The sequence below is a fragment of the Lichenicoccus sp. genome, assembly GCF_965277665.1.
In the GTDB taxonomy this organism is placed as follows: Bacteria; Pseudomonadota; Alphaproteobacteria; order Acetobacterales; family Acetobacteraceae; genus Lichenicoccus.
In genome coordinates, this window is record NZ_OZ255835.1 from 1,575,818 (window position 1) to 1,591,883 (window position 16,066).

General features: G+C 70.4%; 17 protein-coding genes. 1 reads left to right on the forward strand and 16 read right to left on the reverse strand.

The features are described from left to right. Positions 1-10 precede the first annotated feature (10 nt). The 4 genes from ACQY4O_RS07225 to ACQY4O_RS07240 all read right to left on the reverse strand — a co-directional run bounded on the left by ACQY4O_RS07225 (position 11) and on the right by ACQY4O_RS07240 (position 3,204). On the reverse strand, positions 11-700 hold the full coding sequence (locus tag ACQY4O_RS07225; protein WP_428375510.1) for a COQ9 family protein: 690 nt from the start codon (positions 698-700) through the stop codon (positions 11-13). Beyond that, on the reverse strand, positions 697-1,272 hold the full coding sequence (def, locus tag ACQY4O_RS07230) for a peptide deformylase (protein WP_428375511.1): 576 nt from the start codon (positions 1,270-1,272) through the stop codon (positions 697-699). The genes ACQY4O_RS07225 and def overlap by 4 nt, the downstream gene beginning before the upstream one ends. Positions 1,273-1,296: 24 nt before the next feature. After that, on the reverse strand, positions 1,297-2,655 hold the full coding sequence (locus tag ACQY4O_RS07235; protein WP_428375512.1) for a TIM-barrel domain-containing protein: 1,359 nt from the start codon (positions 2,653-2,655) through the stop codon (positions 1,297-1,299). A gap of 66 nt (positions 2,656-2,721) precedes the next feature. Beyond that, a complete protein-coding gene (locus tag ACQY4O_RS07240; protein WP_428375513.1) occupies positions 2,722-3,204 on the reverse strand; it encodes a hypothetical protein in 483 nt (160 codons plus the stop codon). 299 nt (positions 3,205-3,503) lie between these two features. Here ACQY4O_RS07240 and rpsU point away from each other — a divergent pair, with 299 nt between their 5' ends. After that, positions 3,504-3,707: a 30S ribosomal protein S21 gene (gene rpsU / locus ACQY4O_RS07245; RefSeq protein ID WP_084440514.1), complete on the forward strand. Its 204-nt coding sequence runs from the start codon at positions 3,504-3,506 to the stop codon at positions 3,705-3,707. A gap of 79 nt (positions 3,708-3,786) precedes the next feature. Here rpsU and ACQY4O_RS07250 read toward each other — a convergent pair whose 3' ends face one another. The 12 genes from ACQY4O_RS07250 to ACQY4O_RS07305 form a co-directional block, all read right to left on the reverse strand. Beyond that, complete coding sequence (locus ACQY4O_RS07250; RefSeq protein ID WP_428375514.1) at positions 3,787-5,007, reverse strand: cation:proton antiporter; 1,221 nt, start codon at positions 5,005-5,007, stop codon at positions 3,787-3,789. A gap of 6 nt (positions 5,008-5,013) precedes the next feature. Continuing rightward, a complete protein-coding gene (gene leuB, locus ACQY4O_RS07255; protein ID WP_428375515.1) occupies positions 5,014-6,126 on the reverse strand; it encodes a 3-isopropylmalate dehydrogenase in 1,113 nt (370 codons plus the stop codon). Between the two features lie 33 nt (positions 6,127-6,159). Continuing rightward, positions 6,160-6,780: a 3-isopropylmalate dehydratase small subunit gene (gene leuD, locus ACQY4O_RS07260; protein WP_428375516.1), complete on the reverse strand. Its 621-nt coding sequence runs from the start codon at positions 6,778-6,780 to the stop codon at positions 6,160-6,162. Between the two features lie 2 nt (positions 6,781-6,782). Continuing rightward, entirely contained in the window at positions 6,783-8,216 is a 1,434-nt protein-coding gene (gene leuC / locus ACQY4O_RS07265) for a 3-isopropylmalate dehydratase large subunit (RefSeq protein ID WP_428375517.1), read from the reverse strand. A gap of 229 nt (positions 8,217-8,445) precedes the next feature. Then, the gene (gene rplS / locus ACQY4O_RS07270; protein ID WP_428375518.1) at positions 8,446-8,832 is read right to left on the reverse strand and encodes a 50S ribosomal protein L19; all 387 of its coding nucleotides are present in this window, start codon (positions 8,830-8,832) and stop codon (positions 8,446-8,448) included. 23 nt (positions 8,833-8,855) lie between these two features. Next, on the reverse strand, positions 8,856-9,593 hold the full coding sequence (gene trmD / locus ACQY4O_RS07275) for a tRNA (guanosine(37)-N1)-methyltransferase TrmD (RefSeq protein WP_428375519.1): 738 nt from the start codon (positions 9,591-9,593) through the stop codon (positions 8,856-8,858). After that, positions 9,590-10,132, reverse strand: a complete 543-nt coding sequence (rimM, locus tag ACQY4O_RS07280) for a ribosome maturation factor RimM (RefSeq protein WP_428375520.1) — start codon at positions 10,130-10,132, stop codon at positions 9,590-9,592. The genes trmD and rimM overlap by 4 nt, the downstream gene beginning before the upstream one ends. A 42-nt stretch (positions 10,133-10,174) precedes the next feature. Continuing rightward, complete coding sequence (gene rpsP / locus ACQY4O_RS07285) at positions 10,175-10,516, reverse strand: 30S ribosomal protein S16 (RefSeq protein ID WP_428375521.1); 342 nt, start codon at positions 10,514-10,516, stop codon at positions 10,175-10,177. 49 nt (positions 10,517-10,565) lie between these two features. Then, entirely contained in the window at positions 10,566-11,978 is a 1,413-nt protein-coding gene (ffh, locus tag ACQY4O_RS07290) for a signal recognition particle protein (RefSeq protein ID WP_428375522.1), read from the reverse strand. Positions 11,979-12,096: 118 nt separating this feature from the next. Continuing rightward, complete coding sequence (locus ACQY4O_RS07295) at positions 12,097-13,230, reverse strand: MFS transporter (RefSeq protein WP_428375523.1); 1,134 nt, start codon at positions 13,228-13,230, stop codon at positions 12,097-12,099. A 41-nt stretch (positions 13,231-13,271) separates the two neighbouring features. Beyond that, a complete protein-coding gene (gene der, locus ACQY4O_RS07300; RefSeq protein ID WP_428375524.1) occupies positions 13,272-14,735 on the reverse strand; it encodes a ribosome biogenesis GTPase Der in 1,464 nt (487 codons plus the stop codon). Then, entirely contained in the window at positions 14,728-16,053 is a 1,326-nt protein-coding gene (locus ACQY4O_RS07305; RefSeq protein WP_428375525.1) for a PQQ-binding-like beta-propeller repeat protein, read from the reverse strand. Before ACQY4O_RS07305 ends, der begins: the two co-directional genes overlap by 8 nt. Positions 16,054-16,066: the final 13 nt, after the last annotated feature.

Sequence of the window (16,066 nt, forward strand, 5' to 3'; positions counted from 1 at the left end):
CGGCGCCGCGTCAGGCCGCCCTGGGTCGCAGCCGGTCCAGGCTGACCGCCCGCCTGAGGCGGCCGATGCGGGCGACGCCCTCCAGCCGGCGGTCCAGGAACGACTCGGTCGCCGGCCCGCCGCTGCCGTCGCGGAGCCAGAACAGCAGCGTCGCGGCATAGACCGCGGCCAGGATCGCGCGCTTGCTGTACCAGCTCTGGTCGACCGACACGTCGCCGGCGGCGTGCCAGATCGTATCGACGGTGCGCGCGATCGAGCGCAGAGACGCCAGCCGGTGGCCCGGCAGCGCCAGCACGGCCAGTCCGCGCCGGATCGCATCGCGCTCCGCTTCCGACTGCTGCAGCCGCAGCAGGATCAGCGCACGCACGCGCCGGCTCGGCCGGGTCTCGGTGAGTGTGCCGGCTTCTGCCTCCATGCGCCGGTCGCCGAGGTCCGCGTGCGCTTCGACCATCTCCGCGGCGCCGCCCGGAAACAGCAGATCGGCATCCGGACCCGCCGCCTGCCGCAGTGCGGCCGGTGTCCATCCAAGCCGGCCCACCAGCGGCACCACCGCCAGCAGGGCCGCATCGCGCTCGGGACTGCGCTCGAGCGGGCCGGGAAACTCGCTGACGGCGGCGCGCGACGCGCCGTCCACCAGTCCCGGCAGCTGACGCGCGAACAGACCGGGCAACAGGCGCAGGCCGCTCTCGAACGGGTTCATTCTTCTACTTCCCGGGCCTCTACCTCCTGGGCCGGCGTTCCGTCGGACGGCATCCCGTGCCGCATCATCTCGTCCTCGAACGCGAACCGCGTGAAGTCGCGCATCCGCATCGGATAGAGCACGCCGTCGAGATGGTCGTTCTCGTGCTGCAGCACGACGGCGAGGAAGCCGCTCGCCTCGCCCTCGACCGGGCGGCCGTCGCCGTCGAGTCCGGCATAATGCACGCGCGCCGGGCGCGGCACCGCGCCGCGCAGGCCGGGGATCGACAGGCAGCCTTCGACCGCTAGTGCCTCCTCGTCGCCCACCGGCGTGATCACCGGGTTGATCAGCACCTGCGTCTCGCGCGGCGGATCGTCCGCGCCGGCACTCCGCTCCGCCGGAACCCGATAGACGAACAGCCGCTGCGGCACATGCACCTGGGGCGCGGCCAGGCCTGCGCCCCTCGCGTCCATCATCGTCTCGATCATGTCGAGGACCAGGCGGCGCAGTTCCGGTGCCGTCGGGTCGGCCACCGGTTCGGCGCGGCCGAGCAGGACGGGATGCCCCATGCGGGCGATCTTGAGCAGAGCCATGCGTTCTCCAATCAGCACTGTTATCTAGTGTGACAGGAGCGCCTGTTCCAATACGGGTGCGGCACCGTGGCGCATGAAGAAGGGCGGCTTCGCAAACGGAGCCTCGCGGCGCACGCAAATGCCGCCGCCGAAGCGTTCACCGCTCCAGCCATCGCGCCAAGTGGTGCCGGCGGGAAGATAGACCGAGCACGCCTGCACCCCTGGTGCCACGACCGGCGCCACCAGCAGGGCACCCCCCAGCCTGAAGCTGTCCGTCGCCTCCCAGGCCCGGGCGTCATCGGGGAATTCGTAGAAGAGCGGACGAATCACCGGATCGTAGGCGTTACGGTAGCGCGCCAGGCAGGCGGCGAGATAGGGCGTCAGGCGGCTGCGCAGCGCCAGCAGCTGCCGCACATCCTCCAGCACCTCCGGATGCATCCACGGTTCGTTCACAGTGCCGTCGTCGTTCCACGAATGGATGGAAAACCGCGGCATGAAAATGCCGAAGCCGACCCAGCGGATGAACAGCTCGGCATCCGGGCGCGGTCCCGCGAAGCCGCCCACATCATGACCGGTGTTGGAGACGCCCGACAGCGCCAGGCCAAGCCCCATGGGGATGTTCCATTTCAGCGTCTCGCACGAGGTGGCGTTGTCCCCGGACCAGGTCTGGGCGTAGCGCTGCATCCCGGCGGCGCCGGCGCGCGAGATCAGGAAGGGTGGCTCGTCCGGCGCATGCGCGGCCTGGGCCGCGCGTGAGGCGCGCAGCATCAGCAGGGTCTGCAGCGGTTTCATCTCCTGCGCGGGAAACGGTCGGCCGAAGCCGTGCGCGAGCGCCCGCGGGTTGCGGATCTCGAACTCGTTGTTGTCGTTCCAGGTCGCCGCGATGCCGCGCGCCAGCAGCTGCCCGGTCACCTGCCCCTGCCACCAGGTGATGGTCGCCGGGTTGGTGAAGTCGAGATAGGCGCCGGCCGCGTCCCAGAACTGCTCGAGTACCGGCACGCCATTAGCATCCGACAGCAGCAGGGCCGCCGCCGCCGCCGTGCCGAAGGCCGGATGGTCCTGCAGCAGCGCCGGCTTGATGTTGGCGATCAGCCGCACCCCCGCCTGCGCATAGCCGGCGATGAAGGCCTCCGGATCCGGGAACTTGTCCCGGTTCCAGGTGAAGACGTAGCGCCTGTCGCCGATGGAGGTGTAGCCGGAGGACAGGTGGAAGGAACTGCAGGGAATGCGGTGACGCCGCAGGTCGGCAAGGAAGCCGGCCATGCGCGCCTGCGCATCGGGCGCGTCGGTGTAGCGCATGGCAGAGCCGGAATAGCCGAGGGCCCAGTCGGGGGTCTCGGCCGGCCGGCCGGTGAGCCAGGTGACGCGGCGCACGACCTCCGGCAGGGTCGGGCCGGCGATCACGTAGAGATCGAGGTCGCCATGCTAGGCCGCGAAATACCGATACGGGCCGTGATAATTGCTGTGCTCTCAGCCGAAGTCGAAGACGCAGTCTGACAAGGTATCGTAGAAGACGCCGAAGCAGAGGCCGGCGGCGGAGGATCCGATCCCCGGTTTGCGCGTGATGAAGAACGGCATGTGCTTGTAGAGCGGGTCCGAGCTCCGCGCGTCGTAGCCGAGCGCATCGATATTGCTGAGCCGGTAGCGCCGGCCGGCGCGATCCATTCCGCCCGACCGCTCCCCGAGGCCGAAATACTGCTCGGTGGTCGGGCGCGCCACGTAATGCCGTACCTGCGCGTCCCACCAGCCGAAATTGTAGGATTGGGTCGGCCGGTCGCGCATCGCCTCCACCCAGACGTCGTCCAGCCGCACCGCCCAGCGGCAGGCCAGGCCATGCAGCCCGATCGTGAGCTGCGGGCGTCCGGTCTGCACACGCAGTGTTCCGGGGATGCTCTCATCAAGGCGGAAGGGCCCGGTGCTCACGCCTACCTCGTCGTGAGGATCCGTCAGCATCGGCTGCTTCATTTCCGCGCCTCCCGGCCCGCGTCTCCCGGTTCCGCGTCTCCCGGGTCCGCGTTCCCCGGGTCCGCGTTCCCCGGTCCGGGCCCTGGCCGCCTGGTCCGATGAACCCGGCCTCTCGGGCGCGCGCCTGCAGCCGGGCCCGACCCGGGCGGATAAGGCCGGGGAAGGATTTGTGCAACGATGGAGCCGTGTGCTATAGCGCCGCCCTCTTAGGGAGCCCGCGATCCGGCGGGCGACGGTTTACGACCGCGACCGGACCGCCGGCCGTGCATCAAGGAGTTTACGGCGCAGTGCAGGTTCTCGTCCGGGATAACAATGTCGACCAGGCGCTGAAGGCGCTGAAAAAGAAGATGCAGCGCGAGGGCATCTTCCGCGAGATGAAGCTCCGCCGGCACTACGAGAAGCCCTCCGAGCGGCGCGCCCGCGAGGCCGCCGAGGCGGTTCGCCGCGCCCGCAAGATGGAGCGCAAGCGCCTGGAGCGCGAAGGGTTCTAATAGGGCCGCCGCAGCCGGAACGGGCCGGGCTCCCCGGAGCGCCGGCCTTTTTCATGTCCGTCCCTCGAGATACCCTCGGCTAAGCGGCTTCCTCGGCACGCAGGTGCAGACGCCGGATCAGCCACGGCATCGTCATGCCCTGCACGAAGATCGAGAACGCCACCACGGCGAACGCCGCCGCCACCAGCGCGCCGCGCTCGGGCAGCGTCTCCGGCAGGGCAAGCGCCAGGGCCAGGGCGAGCGCACCGCGCAAGCCGCCCCAGACCAGCACATGCTGGTGCCGCGGATCGACCCGCAACCTGGTGCCGCTGAACAGCAGGCAGATCGGATAGACCGCGAGCATCCGGCCCAGCAGCACCACGGCAATCGCAATGCCGGCGGCGCCGGTCAACAGCGCGCCCGGATGCCGAGCGCCCTGCGCGCCGATCAGGATGAACACCACCGAGTTGGCCAGGAAGGCCGCGAACTCCCAGACATCGAACAGCCATTCGCGCGTCGATGCCGAAATCGGTCCGGTCTGGCCGACATTGCCGACCACCAGTCCCGCCGTGAGGCTTGCGAGCACGCCGGACGTGCCGAGATGTTCGGCCAGCATGAACGAGCCATAGGCCGCGATCGCGGTCAGCGTCGTCTCGACCAGATGCTCCTCGGTGCGGCCGGCAAGCAGCAGCGCCGCACCCCCGACCAGAGCGCCTGCCGCCACACCCCCCGCCACCGTCCAGAGCAGCGAGCCGGCGACGGCCAGCACCCCGCCGGACGCCCCGCCCTGGATGGCCAGCAGCACGCTGAACCCGACCGCCGCCGCCCCGTCATTGAGCAGGCTCTCGCTCGCGACCAGCGTGCCGAGACGCGGCTCCACCCGCATCTCCTTGAAGGCGGCGATCACCGAGACCGGATCGGTCGCCGCGATCAGGACCCCAAACAGCCCGGCCGCGATCCAGCGCCAGCCAAGCAGCATGTGCAGGCCCCAGGCCACCGCCAGGGCAGCGATCGCGACCCCTGCGAACGCCAGTGTCAGCGTGACCGGCAACGCCGCGCGGAACGGCTGCCAGCGCAACTGCAGCGCCGCCTCGAACACCAGCGGCGGCAGCAGCACCTCGAAGATCAGGTCGCGGGTCAGCCTGAGTTCGATGCCGGTCGGCGCCAGGGTCAGCGCGATGCCGGCCAGCACCAGCCCGACGCTATAGGGCAGGTGCGCTCGGCGCGAGAGCATGGCGACCACCGAAGCCACCAGCAGGATCAGGCCGAGGGCGAGGATGGCGTGGTCATGCATCGGGCGGTCGACGGCGACGGGTGGCACGCGGGGTCAGTCTGCCAGTTTCTCGAGCTCCCGCTGCACCGCCTCGCCCATCACCGCGGTGCCGACCCGGGCCATGCCCGGGCTCATGATGTCGGCGGTGCGCAGGCCGCTCGCCAGCACCCGGCTGCAGGCCTCCTCGATGATCCGCGCCTCGCCCTCGAGCTCGAACGAATAGCGCAGCAGCATCGCGAAGCTGAGGATCTGCGCCAGCGGATTGGCGAGCCCGCGTCCGGCGATGTCGGGCGCGCTGCCGTGGATCGGCTCGTACAGCGCCGGGCGGCGGCCGGAGGCATCCGCCGCACCCAGCGTCGCCGAGGGCAGCATGCCGAGGCTGCCGGTCAGCATCGAGGCCAGATCCGACAAGAGGTCGCCGAACAGGTTGCCGGTGACGATGACGTCGAACTGGCGCGGGTTGCGCACCAGCTGCATGGCGCAGCTGTCCGCCAGCATGTGCGACAGCTTCACGTCGGCGTAGTCGCGCCGGTGCAGGTCGGTGACGACCTCGCGCCAGAGCAGCCCGCTCTCCATCACGTTGCTCTTCTCGACCGAGCACACCGCGCCCCGCCGCTTCCGGGCAAGCTCGAACGCCACACGCGCCACCCGCTCGATCTCGTGGGTGCTGTAGACCTCGGTGTTGACGCCCAGCCTGCTGCCGTCCGCCAGCGTCTCGATGCCGCGCGGCTCGCCGAAATAGATGCCGCCTGTGGTCTCGCGCACGATCATGATGTCGAGGCCGCGCACCACGTCGGCCTTGAGCGTGCTCGCATCGACCAGCGGATCCTGCACCAGGGCCGGCCGCAGGTTGGCGAACAGGCCGAGCTCGCGCCGCAAGGTCAGGATGGCCAGCTCCGGGCGCCGCTCGAAGCCGACATGGTCCCATTGCGGTCCGCCGACGGCGCCGAACAGCACCGCATCCGCGTCGCGCGCCGCCTGCACCACCTGCGGCCGGATCGGCACCCCAAACGCGTCGATCGAGGCGCCCCCGACCAGGTCCTCGGTGATCTCGAAGCTGATGCCGCGCCGCCGCCCAAGCCAGCCGACCAGCCGCCCGACCTCGCGCATCACCTCCGGGCCGACACCGTCGCCCGGGAGCACGAGCAGCTTCTTGTTCGAGGCCATTGCGGTTCCAGTTGTCAGGAGACGGCCCAGCTCTCAGGAGACGGCTATCGCGGGCAGCCAGGGTTGCGACGCTTGCCGCTGCCGCTCGAAGCCGTCGATCGCGGCGTCATGCTGCAAGGTCTGGCCGATATCGTCCAGGCCTTCGAGCAGCCGGTGCCGGCGCAGCGCATCGACCTCGAAGCCGATCTCCTGCCCGTCCGGCCGCACCACCACCTGGCGCTCGAGGTCGATGGTCAGCCGGCTGTTGGCACCCCGGGCCGCGTCCTGCATCAGCAGGTCGCAGACCTCGCGCGGCAGCCGGATCGGCAGGATGCCGTTCTTGAAGCAGTTGCTGTGGAAGATGTCGGCGAACGACGGCGCGATCACGCAGCGTATGCCGAAATCCAGCAGCGCCCAGGGCGCATGCTCGCGCGACGAGCCGCAGCCGAAATTCTCGTGCGCGATCAGGATGCCGGCCTGGCGATAGGGCTCGCGGTTGAGCACGAAGTCCGGCCGCTCGACCCCGTCCTGATAGCGCAGCGGGTCGAACAGGTTCAGGCCGAGCCCGGACCGCTTGATGGTCTTGAGGAACCGCGACGGGATGATCTTGTCGGTGTCGATGTTGGCTTCCGGCAACGGCGCCGCCACCGCGGTCAGGGTGATGAATGGCTGCATGGCTATGACGGCATGGCTGTAATCAGCTCCCTGATATCGGTCAGACGCCCGGTGACCGCCGCCGCCGCCGCCATCGCCGGCGACAGCAAATGCGTGCGGCCGCCCGGACCCTGCCGGCCCTCGAAATTGCGGTTCGAGGTCGAGGCGCAGCGCTGCCCGGGCGCGAGCTTGTCCGGGTTCATGCCGAGGCACATCGAGCAGCCGGCCTCGCGCCACTCGAAGCCGGCGTTGCGGAAGATGCGGTCCAGCCCCTCGGCTTCGGCCTGCTGCTTCACGATGCCCGAGCCGGGCACCACCATCGCCCGCACGCCGGGCGCCACCCTGCGTCCGGCGGCCACGCCGGCGGCGGCGCGCATGTCCTCGATGCGGCCGTTGGTGCAGGAGCCGATGAACACGGCATCGACCGCCACATCGGTCATCAACTGGCCGGCCGACAGGCCCATATAGTCGAGCATGCGCTGCATCTGCGCCCGCCTGGCCGCGTCGGGCGCGCTCGCCGGGTCCGGGACGACGCCGGTGATGGCGACGACGTCCTCGGGACTGGTGCCCCAGGTGACCAGCGGTGCGATCGCCTCGGCGCGCAGCGCGACCACACGGTCATAGATCGCGCCCGCATCGGACGGCAGCGTGCGCCACCAGGCGACCGCCTGCGCGAACGCGGCACCCTTGGGGGCAAACGGACGTCCCTCGACATAGGCGAAGGTGGTCTCGTCCGGCGCCACCAGACCGGCCCGCGCGCCGGCCTCGATCGACATGTTGCAGATCGTCATCCGGCCGGCCATGTCGAGGCCGCGTATGGCGGAGCCGGCAAATTCGATGACGTGCCCGGTGCCCCCGGCGGTGCCGATGGTGCCGATGATCGCCAGCATCACGTCCTTGGCGGTCACCCCTGGACCAAGCGCGCCCTCGACCTGAACCAGCATGTTCTTCGCCGGCCGCTGCAGCAGCGTCTGGGTGGCCAGCACATGCTCGACCTCCGAGGTGCCGATGCCGAAGGCGAGCGCGCCCAGCGCACCATGCGTCGAGGTGTGGCTGTCGCCGCAGACGATGGTCATGCCGGGCAGCGAGATCCCCTGCTCCGGCCCCACGATATGCACGATGCCCTGGCGCGCCGACAGCAGCGGGAAGTACGGCACCCCGAACTCGGCGACGTTGCGCTCCAGCGTCTCGATCTGCAGCCGGCTCTCCGGCTCCTCGATCGGCCGGTTGCGATCGCTGGTCGGCACGTTGTGGTCGGCAACCGCGATGGTCGCGTCCGGCCGCCGCACCCGGCGCCCGCTCAACCGCAGCCCCTCGAAGGCCTGCGGGCTGGTCACCTCATGCACGAGGTGGCGGTCGATATAGAGGATGGCGGTGCCGTCCCCCAGCCGCTCGACGACATGGCTCTGCCAGATCTTGTCGAACAGGGTCAGCGGGGTCTCGGCTGGGCCGGACATCGTGGCAGATCCTCCAGGGGCCGCGCCCAGCCTGATGCAGGCATCATGCTGCGCTTGGGAGCGAAGCTAGCGGGGGGCTGAAAAAGCAAGGCCAGGGCTCTGCCCTGGTCCCGCTGGGGCCGCAGGCCCCAGACCCCGATTCTTTAAATTCTAGGATTTCAAAGGCTAGCCTTTGATGGGCTTGAGCCGCGAAGCGGATCGAGGGGGCAAAGCCCCTGGCCTTCACTCGTTACTTGGCGGCGGCAGGCGCGGGCACTTCGCGCGCCCGCTCGGCGATACGGGCCGACTTGCCGCGGCGGCCGCGCAGGTAATAGAGCTTGGCGCGACGCACATCGCCCCGGCGCACCACCACGATCTCGGCGATCGTCGGCGCATAGAGCGGGAACACCCGCTCGACGCCCTCGCCGTAGGAGATCTTGCGCACGGTGAAGTTGCTGCCCAGCGCCTTGTTGGAGCGCGCGATCACCACGCCCTCATAAGCCTGCAGACGCGACCGCTCGCCCTCGACGACACGCACCATCACGCGCACGGTATCGCCGGGATCGAACTCGGGCACCGCGCGGGCGGCAGTCAGGCGGGCGATCTGCTCCGCCTCGTATTGCTGGATCACGTTCATCTCTAAGGTCCTTCTCGCGAGGGTCAGTTACGGTGCGCAGCCGTGATCGGCAAGGCGCTGAATCGGGTGCGGGAGGCGTACTGCTCCCACAGGTCGGGCCGGCGGGCGCGGGTGTCGGCCTCGGCGGCGGCGCGTCGCCAGGCCGCAATCGCCGCATGGTTGCCCGACAGCAGCATTTCGGGCGCGGCACGGCCCTGCCAGTCGGCCGGCTTGGTGTAGTGCGGGTATTCGAGCAGCCCGTCGGCAAAACTCTCCTCCAGGCCGCTGCGCTCGCTGCCCATGACGCCGGGCAGCAGCCGCACGACGCTGTCCAGCAGCACCAGCGCCGCCGGCTCGCCGCCCGACAGCACGTAGTCGCCGATCGAGACCTGCTCGATGCCGCGCGCGTCGAGCACCCGCTCGTCGATGCCTTCGTAGCGGCCGCACAGCAGCACGACCCCCTCACCCTCGGCATAGCGCCCGGCATCCGCCTGGGTCAGCCGGCGGCCGCGCGGCGTGAGGTAGATCACCGCGCGCCGGTCGCCTGGCGGCAACGCCTGCGACAGCGCCGCGTCCACCACGTCCGGACGCATCACCAGCCCGGCGCCGCCGCCGAACGGGGTATCGTCCACCGCGCGATGCCGGCCGAGGCCATGGTCGCGCAGGTTGTGCGTCTGCAGCGACCAGTCGCCGCGCTCTAGCGCGCGCCCGGCCAAAGAGAGGCCGAGCGGACCGGGGAACATCTCCGGGAACAGGGTCAGGACGGCGGCACGCCAGCTCATTCGGCCGCCTCCCCGAACTCGTCGCCGTCCGGGCGTATCTCGATCTCGTCCGGACGCACGATCACCAGGCGGCCCGCCGCGATATCGATTGCCGGCACGCAGGCGCGGGTGAACGGCAGCAGAAAGCCCTGGTCGCCGCCACCGATCTCCAGGCTCGATCCAGCCCCGTAATCATGCACCGCGCGCACCGTGCCGATCGCGGCCGGACCACCTGGCTCGAAGACGGCGAGCCCGACCAGGTCGGCCAGGTAGAACTCGTCCGGCGCCGGCGCCGGCAGACGGTCGCGCTCGACATGCAAGCGGCGGTTGACCAGCGCCTGCGCCGCATCGCGGTCGCGCAGCACCTGCCCGTCCGCTCCGGTCAGCTCGCCGATGCCGCGGCCTTGCCAGCGCAGCGTCCAGGCGTCGCCGCGATCATCATGCAGCGTGCCATAGGCGGCGAGGTCGGCCGGCACCGTGGCGTAGCTGTGCACATGCACCAGCCCGCGCACGCCGTGCGGCCGTCCCACCACGCCCATTAGGATACGCTGCCCGCCCATTGCGCTTCTCTGGTGTCTCCGGTCTGGATCAGGGGGTGTGCATCAAGCGGGGGCGCTGGCGTTGGCGGCGGCGCGCTCCTGCGCCTTCTTCTTCGGCAGCGGCTGCTTGGTCTGCTCGCGAAAGGCCGGCTTGTCGGCCAGGCCGGCATTGCCGAGGAAGCGGGCGACACGGTCGGTCGCCTGCGCACCCTCGGACAGCCAGTAGCTGATGCGCTCGCCGACCAGGCGCACCCGGTCCTCGTGCTCGGCGGGCAGCATCGGGTTGTAGCTGCCGACCTTCTCGATGAAGCGGCCGTCGCGCGGCGAACGGCTGTCGGCAACGACGATGTGGTAGTACGGGCGCTTCTTCGCACCGGCGCGGGCAAGGCGGATCTTGAGGCTCATCGGTCTGTTGGCTCCTGAAACTTGGAAGGCTGTGCGGGGAACTTGGCGATCAATGCGGACGATGCGGCGGGCGCTGACCCGGTCCACCTTGCGGCATCATGCCCTTCGGCATCAGCGCACCCAGCCCCTGGCGCATCAGCCCCTTGGCGCCGAGCTTGTTGATGCGCTTCATCATCGTCGACATGTCGTCGAACTGCTTGAGCAGGCGGTTGACCTCCTGCACCGTGGCGCCGGCCCCCGCCGCGATACGCTTCTTGCGGCTCGCCTTGATGATGTCCGGGGTGCGGCGCTCGGACTTGGTCATCGACGAGATGATCGCCGTGTGACGCTTGAGCACCGAGGTGTCGAGATCGCGGCCCGCGAGCTGGCTCTTCATCTGTCCCATGCCGGGCAGCATGTCGAGAATGCCGGAGATCGAGCCCATCTTGTTGATCTGCCTGATCTGGCCGGCATAATCGTCAAGGTCGAACTTGCCGCGGAGCATCTTCAGGGCGAGCTTCTCGCTCTCCTCCTGGTCGAGCGTGTCGGACGCCTTTTCGACCAGGCCGGCGAGATCGCCGAGGCCGAGGATGCGCCCGGCGACCCGCTCGGGGTGGAAATCCTCCAGCGCGTCGAGCTTCTCGCCCGAACCGGTCAGCTTGATCGGCGCCCCGGTGATGTGGCGCATCGACAGCGCCGCACCGCCGCGCGCATCGCCATCCATGCGGGTCATCACGATGCCGGTCACGCCGACCGCCTCGTTGAAGGCGCGCGCGGTGTTCACCGCGTCCTGGCCGGTCATCGCATCGACCACCAGCAGCGTCTCGGCGGGCGTGGTGACGGCGCGTATCTGCCGCACCTCCTCCATCAGCGCCTCGTCGATCGACAGCCGCCCGGCGGTGTCGAGGATGACGACGTCGTAGCCTTCGCGCCGCCCGGTCTCCATCGCGCGCTCGGCGATCTGCACCGGCGTCTGGCCCGGCACGATGGCCAGCGAGGCCACCCCCGCGCGCTGCGCCAGTTGCGCGAGCTGCAGCTGCGCCGCCGGACGCTGGGTATCGAGGCTCGCCAGCAACACCCGCCGGCGCTCGCGGCTGCCGAGGCCCCCGAGGCGCAACCCGAGCTTGCCGGCCGTCGTGGTCTTGCCGGAACCCTGCAGCCCGACCATCAGGATCGGCACCGGTGCGGCTGCATTGAGGTTCAGCGGGACCGCGCCGGCGCCGCCGAGCGCCTCGACCAGGGCGTCGTTGACGATCTTGGCGACCGCCTGGCCGGGCGAGATGCTTTCCAGCACCTCGGACCCGATTGCGCGCTCGCGCACCCGGTTGATGAAGTCCTTGACCACCGGCAGCGCCACGTCGGAGTCCAGCATCGCCAGGCGCACTTCGCGCATCGCCTCGGCCACGTCGGCCTCGGACAACGCGCCGCGCGTGCGGAGGCGGTCGAACACTCCGGTCATCCTGCCCGACAGGCTGTCGAACATGTGCCACTACCTCAATCGCAGCCCTCCGGAGGAAGGCCAATGGTCAATGCGCCGCTGCGCGAGCCTCGCGGAGCGACGTGTCTGGTGGAGGCGGACTTAGAAGCCGGGGCGCAGTGTGTCAAGAACCGGACGCGACGCGCGCCGGCAGCGTGAACGCCGCGGCCCCCAGCAGGAGCGCCATGCACGCCACCAGGCCGAGTGCCGCCGCCAGCGAACTCTGCTGCGCCACCAGGCCGATCAGGGGCGGTGCGGCCATCACGCCGGCATAGGCCAGCGTGACCACGCCGCCGACCGCGCGCGTCGAGCCGGCCGATCCGAGATCGGCGCCGAGACGGCCGGCCACGTTGAACAGGATTGGAGCCGCGTTGCACAGCGCCAGCCCGGTCAGGGCGAAGCCGAGCACGCTGAGCCAGGCGACCGGCGCCAGCACGGCAACGCCGAGACAGCCGCCTCCGAGCGTCACCCCGGCCAGGACCGTCCGGTCGCCCAGGCGCGCGCGCACCCGGTCGCCGCAGAGGCGGCCGCCCAGGGTGGCACCGGCGAAGGCCGCATAGCCGAGGCCGGCGGCCGCCTTTGCAACATGGTGATACTCGCGCAGGAAGATCGCACTCCAGTCGAGCAGCGCCCCCTCGATGCCGAACGCCAGACCCATCATCGCCCCGGTCAGGATCAGCACCGGACGCAACAGCAGCCTCGGGGCCTTCGCGGCCTGGCGAGGCCGGGCGTCGTCCTGCATCGGCAGCATCACCCCCGACACCAGCAGGACCGCGACGAACGCGGTGCCGGCCAGCAGCGTCGCCTGCCAGGGCGGCGGCAGCAGCGTCAGCAGCAGCGCGCCGATCGCCGCACCCAGCAGCGCCCCGAGGCTCCACAGCCCATGCAGACCCGACATCACCGGGCGGCCCATGCGCGCCTCGACCTGCACCGCCTGCGCGTTCATCACCAGGTCGACCGTCCCGATCCCGGCCCCCATCAGCAGCAGGGCGCCCCCCAGTCGCCAGGCGCCCGGCGCCATCACGGCCACCGGCAGCATCAGGCAGCCCAGCAGCATGGCCGTGCGCTGCAGGGTCGGGGGACCGATGACGCGCATGGCGCGCGGGGCCAGCTGCATGGCGATCACGCCGCCGACCGCGCCGCAGATCAGCGCCACGCCGAGCACGCCAGGGCTGAGCCGCAGCCGCTCCTTGACCAGCGGGATCAGCGTCGCCCAGGTGCCGAACAGCATGCCGTGCGCAGCGAAGGTGATCGACACCGCGAAGCGTGCGCGCCCTGCGGCCTTGAGGGGCGACTGGCTCAGCTGTCCGCGTACGGGTTCTTGGTGCCGCGCAACAGCAGCCGGATCGGCGTGCCGGGCAGCTTGAAGTGCTCGCGCAGGCCGTTCACCAGGTAGCGCTGGTAGTCCTCGGGCAGCATCTCCGCCCGCGTGCCGAAGATGATGAAGGTCGGCGGTCGCGCCTTGGCCTGGGTGATGTAGCGCAGCTTGAGCCGCCTACCCTCCACCAGCGGCGGCGTGTGCCGCTCGAGTGCCGCCTCGAACCAGCGGTTGAGCTCGCCGGTCGGCACCCGCTTGTTCCAGACCTCGTGCGCGGCGCGGATCGTCGGCAGCAGCCGCTTGATGCCGGCCCCGGTCAGCGCCGAGAACGCCACCACCGGGATGCCGCGCATCTGCGACAGCGAGAACTCGATGCGGTCCGAGATCGCGCGGCGCGTCGTGATGCGGTCCTCGACCGCGTCCCACTTGTTCAGTGCCAGCACGCAGCCGCGGCCCTCGCGTTCGATCAGGCGGGCGATCTGCAAATCCTGCTCGTGCACGCCGAGTGTGGCGTCCAGCGTCAGCACCACGATCTCGGCCATCTTCAACGCCTCGATCGAGGCCGACACCGACATCTTCTCGAGCGGCAGATCCACCCGCGCCTTCTTCCTCATGCCGGGCGTATCGACCAGCTCGATCGGCCCGATCGCGTCGGCAAACCGCACCGCCACGCTGTCGCGGGTGAGGCCCGCCTCCGGGCCCGTGATCATGCGCTCCTCGCCGAGCAGCCGGTTCAGCAGGGTCGACTTGCCGGCATTCGGACGCCCGATGATCGCCAGCTTCAGCGGACCCGGCGGACGCGGTGGCAGTTCGTGCGCCTCGTCGCCCTCCTCCGGCTCCTGCACGTCCTCGGACGCGTCCGGCACGACCTCCGGGGGCACCCGGTCGGCGATCTCGCCCATCAGGTCGGAGATGCCCTCGCCATGCTCGGCCGAGATGGCCAGCGGACTGCCGAGGCCGAGGCTGTAGCCCTCCATCGCAGCGGCGGCGCCGGCGCGGCCCTCGGTCTTGTTGGCGATCAGCAGCACCGGGCGGCCCTGGCGACGCAACCAATTGGCAAAATGCTGGTCCGCCGGCGTGATGCCGGAGCGCGCGTCGATGCAGAACAGGATCAGGTCGGCCTGCGCCACCGCCAGTTCCGAGGAGGCACGCATGCGCCCATACAGGCTCTCCGGCGCCGCCTCCTCGAGCCCCGCGGTATCGATCAGCCGCACCAGCCGGCCACGCAGCATGGCCTGCGCATCCTTGCGGTCGCGGGTGACCCCGGGGGTGTCGGCGACCAGGGCATGACGACGACCGGCCAGCCGGTTGAACAAGGTCGACTTGCCGACATTGGGACGCCCGACGATGACCACCACCGGCAGGGACGGGCCCGCAGCCTCGCCGCCGGGTGCCTCCTTACTGCCGGGTGCGCCCCCACTGCCGGGGGCGTGGCTTTCAGCCATAGGCGGTCAATCGGCCGTCATCGGTGATCAGCAGCAGCTTGCCGGCGGCCACCGTCGGCGTCAGCCCCGTCGTCGATTTCAGCTTGGTGGCCGGCCCGACCGCGCCGCTGAGGGCATCAACGCTGATCATCGTCTGCTTGCTGAAGTCGCTGACACAGATCAGGCGGCCGTTGGCCAGCACCGGCCCGCTCCAGACGATGGCGCCCTTCTGGGTCTTGGTGTTGCGAAAGCGCGGCAACTGGCTGACCCAGCGGACGTGTCCCGAGATGCGGTCGAGACAGGCGAGCTGCGCGTCCGTCGACAGCAGGAACAGCCAGTCGCCGACCACCACCAGCCCGTCCTTGCCGCTGACCGTGCGCTCCCACAGCCGCCGCCCGGAGCGCATGTCGAGCGCGGTGAGCACGCGTCCGATGCTGATGACGTAGGCGGTGCCGTCGGTGATCACCGGCAGGCCGTGGATCGAGGAGAAATCCATGATCGAGTTGCGGCCGCCGGCAGCACCCAGCGTATCGCTCCAGACCGCCTCGCCGGTCTCGAGCCGCACCGCGGCGATGTCGCCGGAGCCGAAACCGGCCAGCACCACATTCTCCACCACCGCAGGGGCCGGCTGGCCGAACACGATGGTCGCGGACGGCGTCGCCGTGTAGTTCCAGAGCTGCCGCCCGCTGCCGGTCTCCAGCGCGATCAAGCGCTCGTCGATGGTCCCGAACACCATGCGCCCGTTCACCACGGTGGGCGCCGAGCGTCCCGGCGTGCCGACATCGACGCGCCACTTGACGGTGCCGTCATGGGCCGCGAGCGCCAGGCTCTCGGCCACGCCATCGACCACATAGACGGTGCCGTCCGCGACCGTCAGGCCGCCGCCGATGTTCGACGAGCGCATCTTGCGCGGCTTGGTCGGGGTGCGCCAGATCTGCTCGCCGCTCTCGAGCGCGAACGCCGTGATAACGCCGGCGCCATCCATGGTGAACACCCGGCCGCCATCGACCACCGGTTGTGCCGCCAGCACGCCGGCGCCGTTCGCGCCCACGCCGATCCTGGCCGACCAGACCGGCCGCATGCCCGACACGGCGGCATTCACGCTCTCATGGCTCGGCACCCGGCCGGGCTGCGGCCAGGACGGGACCGGAACCGGCGCCGGCAGGCTGATGGTACGCGTATCGGCGGGATCCACGGTGAGGCCGGCACCGACGCTCAGCACGTTCTCGCGGCGGCCGACCAGGATCGGCTTCGCGTCCTCGTCGAACAGGCCGCAGCCGGCGGCAGGCGCTGCCAGCGCCAGGGCCGCGCCGCCCAGCAGCGCACGACGGCGGCTCAACAGAACCCGGGTA

What these genes read in the sequence shown, in the direction of transcription:
- leuC (WP_428375517.1), bottom strand. Translation starts at nt 8,216, where the DNA reads ATGTCCGGCCCAGCCGAGACCCCGCTGACCCTGTTCGACAAGATCTGG.
- rpsP (WP_428375521.1), bottom strand. Translation starts at nt 10,516, where the DNA reads ATGAGCCTCAAGATCCGCCTTGCCCGCGCCGGTGCGAAGAAGCGCCCG.
- leuD (WP_428375516.1), bottom strand. Translation starts at nt 6,780, where the DNA reads ATGCAGCCATTCATCACCCTGACCGCGGTGGCGGCGCCGTTGCCGGAA.
- leuB (WP_428375515.1), bottom strand. Translation starts at nt 6,126, where the DNA reads ATGGCCTCGAACAAGAAGCTGCTCGTGCTCCCGGGCGACGGTGTCGGC.
- def (WP_428375511.1), bottom strand. Translation starts at nt 1,272, where the DNA reads ATGGCTCTGCTCAAGATCGCCCGCATGGGGCATCCCGTCCTGCTCGGC.
- rimM (WP_428375520.1), bottom strand. Translation starts at nt 10,132, where the DNA reads ATGGGCGGGCAGCGTATCCTAATGGGCGTGGTGGGACGGCCGCACGGC.
- der (WP_428375524.1), bottom strand. Translation starts at nt 14,735, where the DNA reads ATGGCTGAAAGCCACGCCCCCGGCAGTGGGGGCGCACCCGGCAGTAAG.
- rplS (WP_428375518.1), bottom strand. Translation starts at nt 8,832, where the DNA reads ATGAACGTGATCCAGCAATACGAGGCGGAGCAGATCGCCCGCCTGACT.
- ACQY4O_RS07240 (WP_428375513.1), bottom strand. Translation starts at nt 3,204, where the DNA reads ATGCTGACGGATCCTCACGACGAGGTAGGCGTGAGCACCGGGCCCTTC.
- ffh (WP_428375522.1), bottom strand. Translation starts at nt 11,978, where the DNA reads ATGTTCGACAGCCTGTCGGGCAGGATGACCGGAGTGTTCGACCGCCTC.
- ACQY4O_RS07225 (WP_428375510.1), bottom strand. Translation starts at nt 700, where the DNA reads ATGAACCCGTTCGAGAGCGGCCTGCGCCTGTTGCCCGGTCTGTTCGCG.
- trmD (WP_428375519.1), bottom strand. Translation starts at nt 9,593, where the DNA reads ATGAGCTGGCGTGCCGCCGTCCTGACCCTGTTCCCGGAGATGTTCCCC.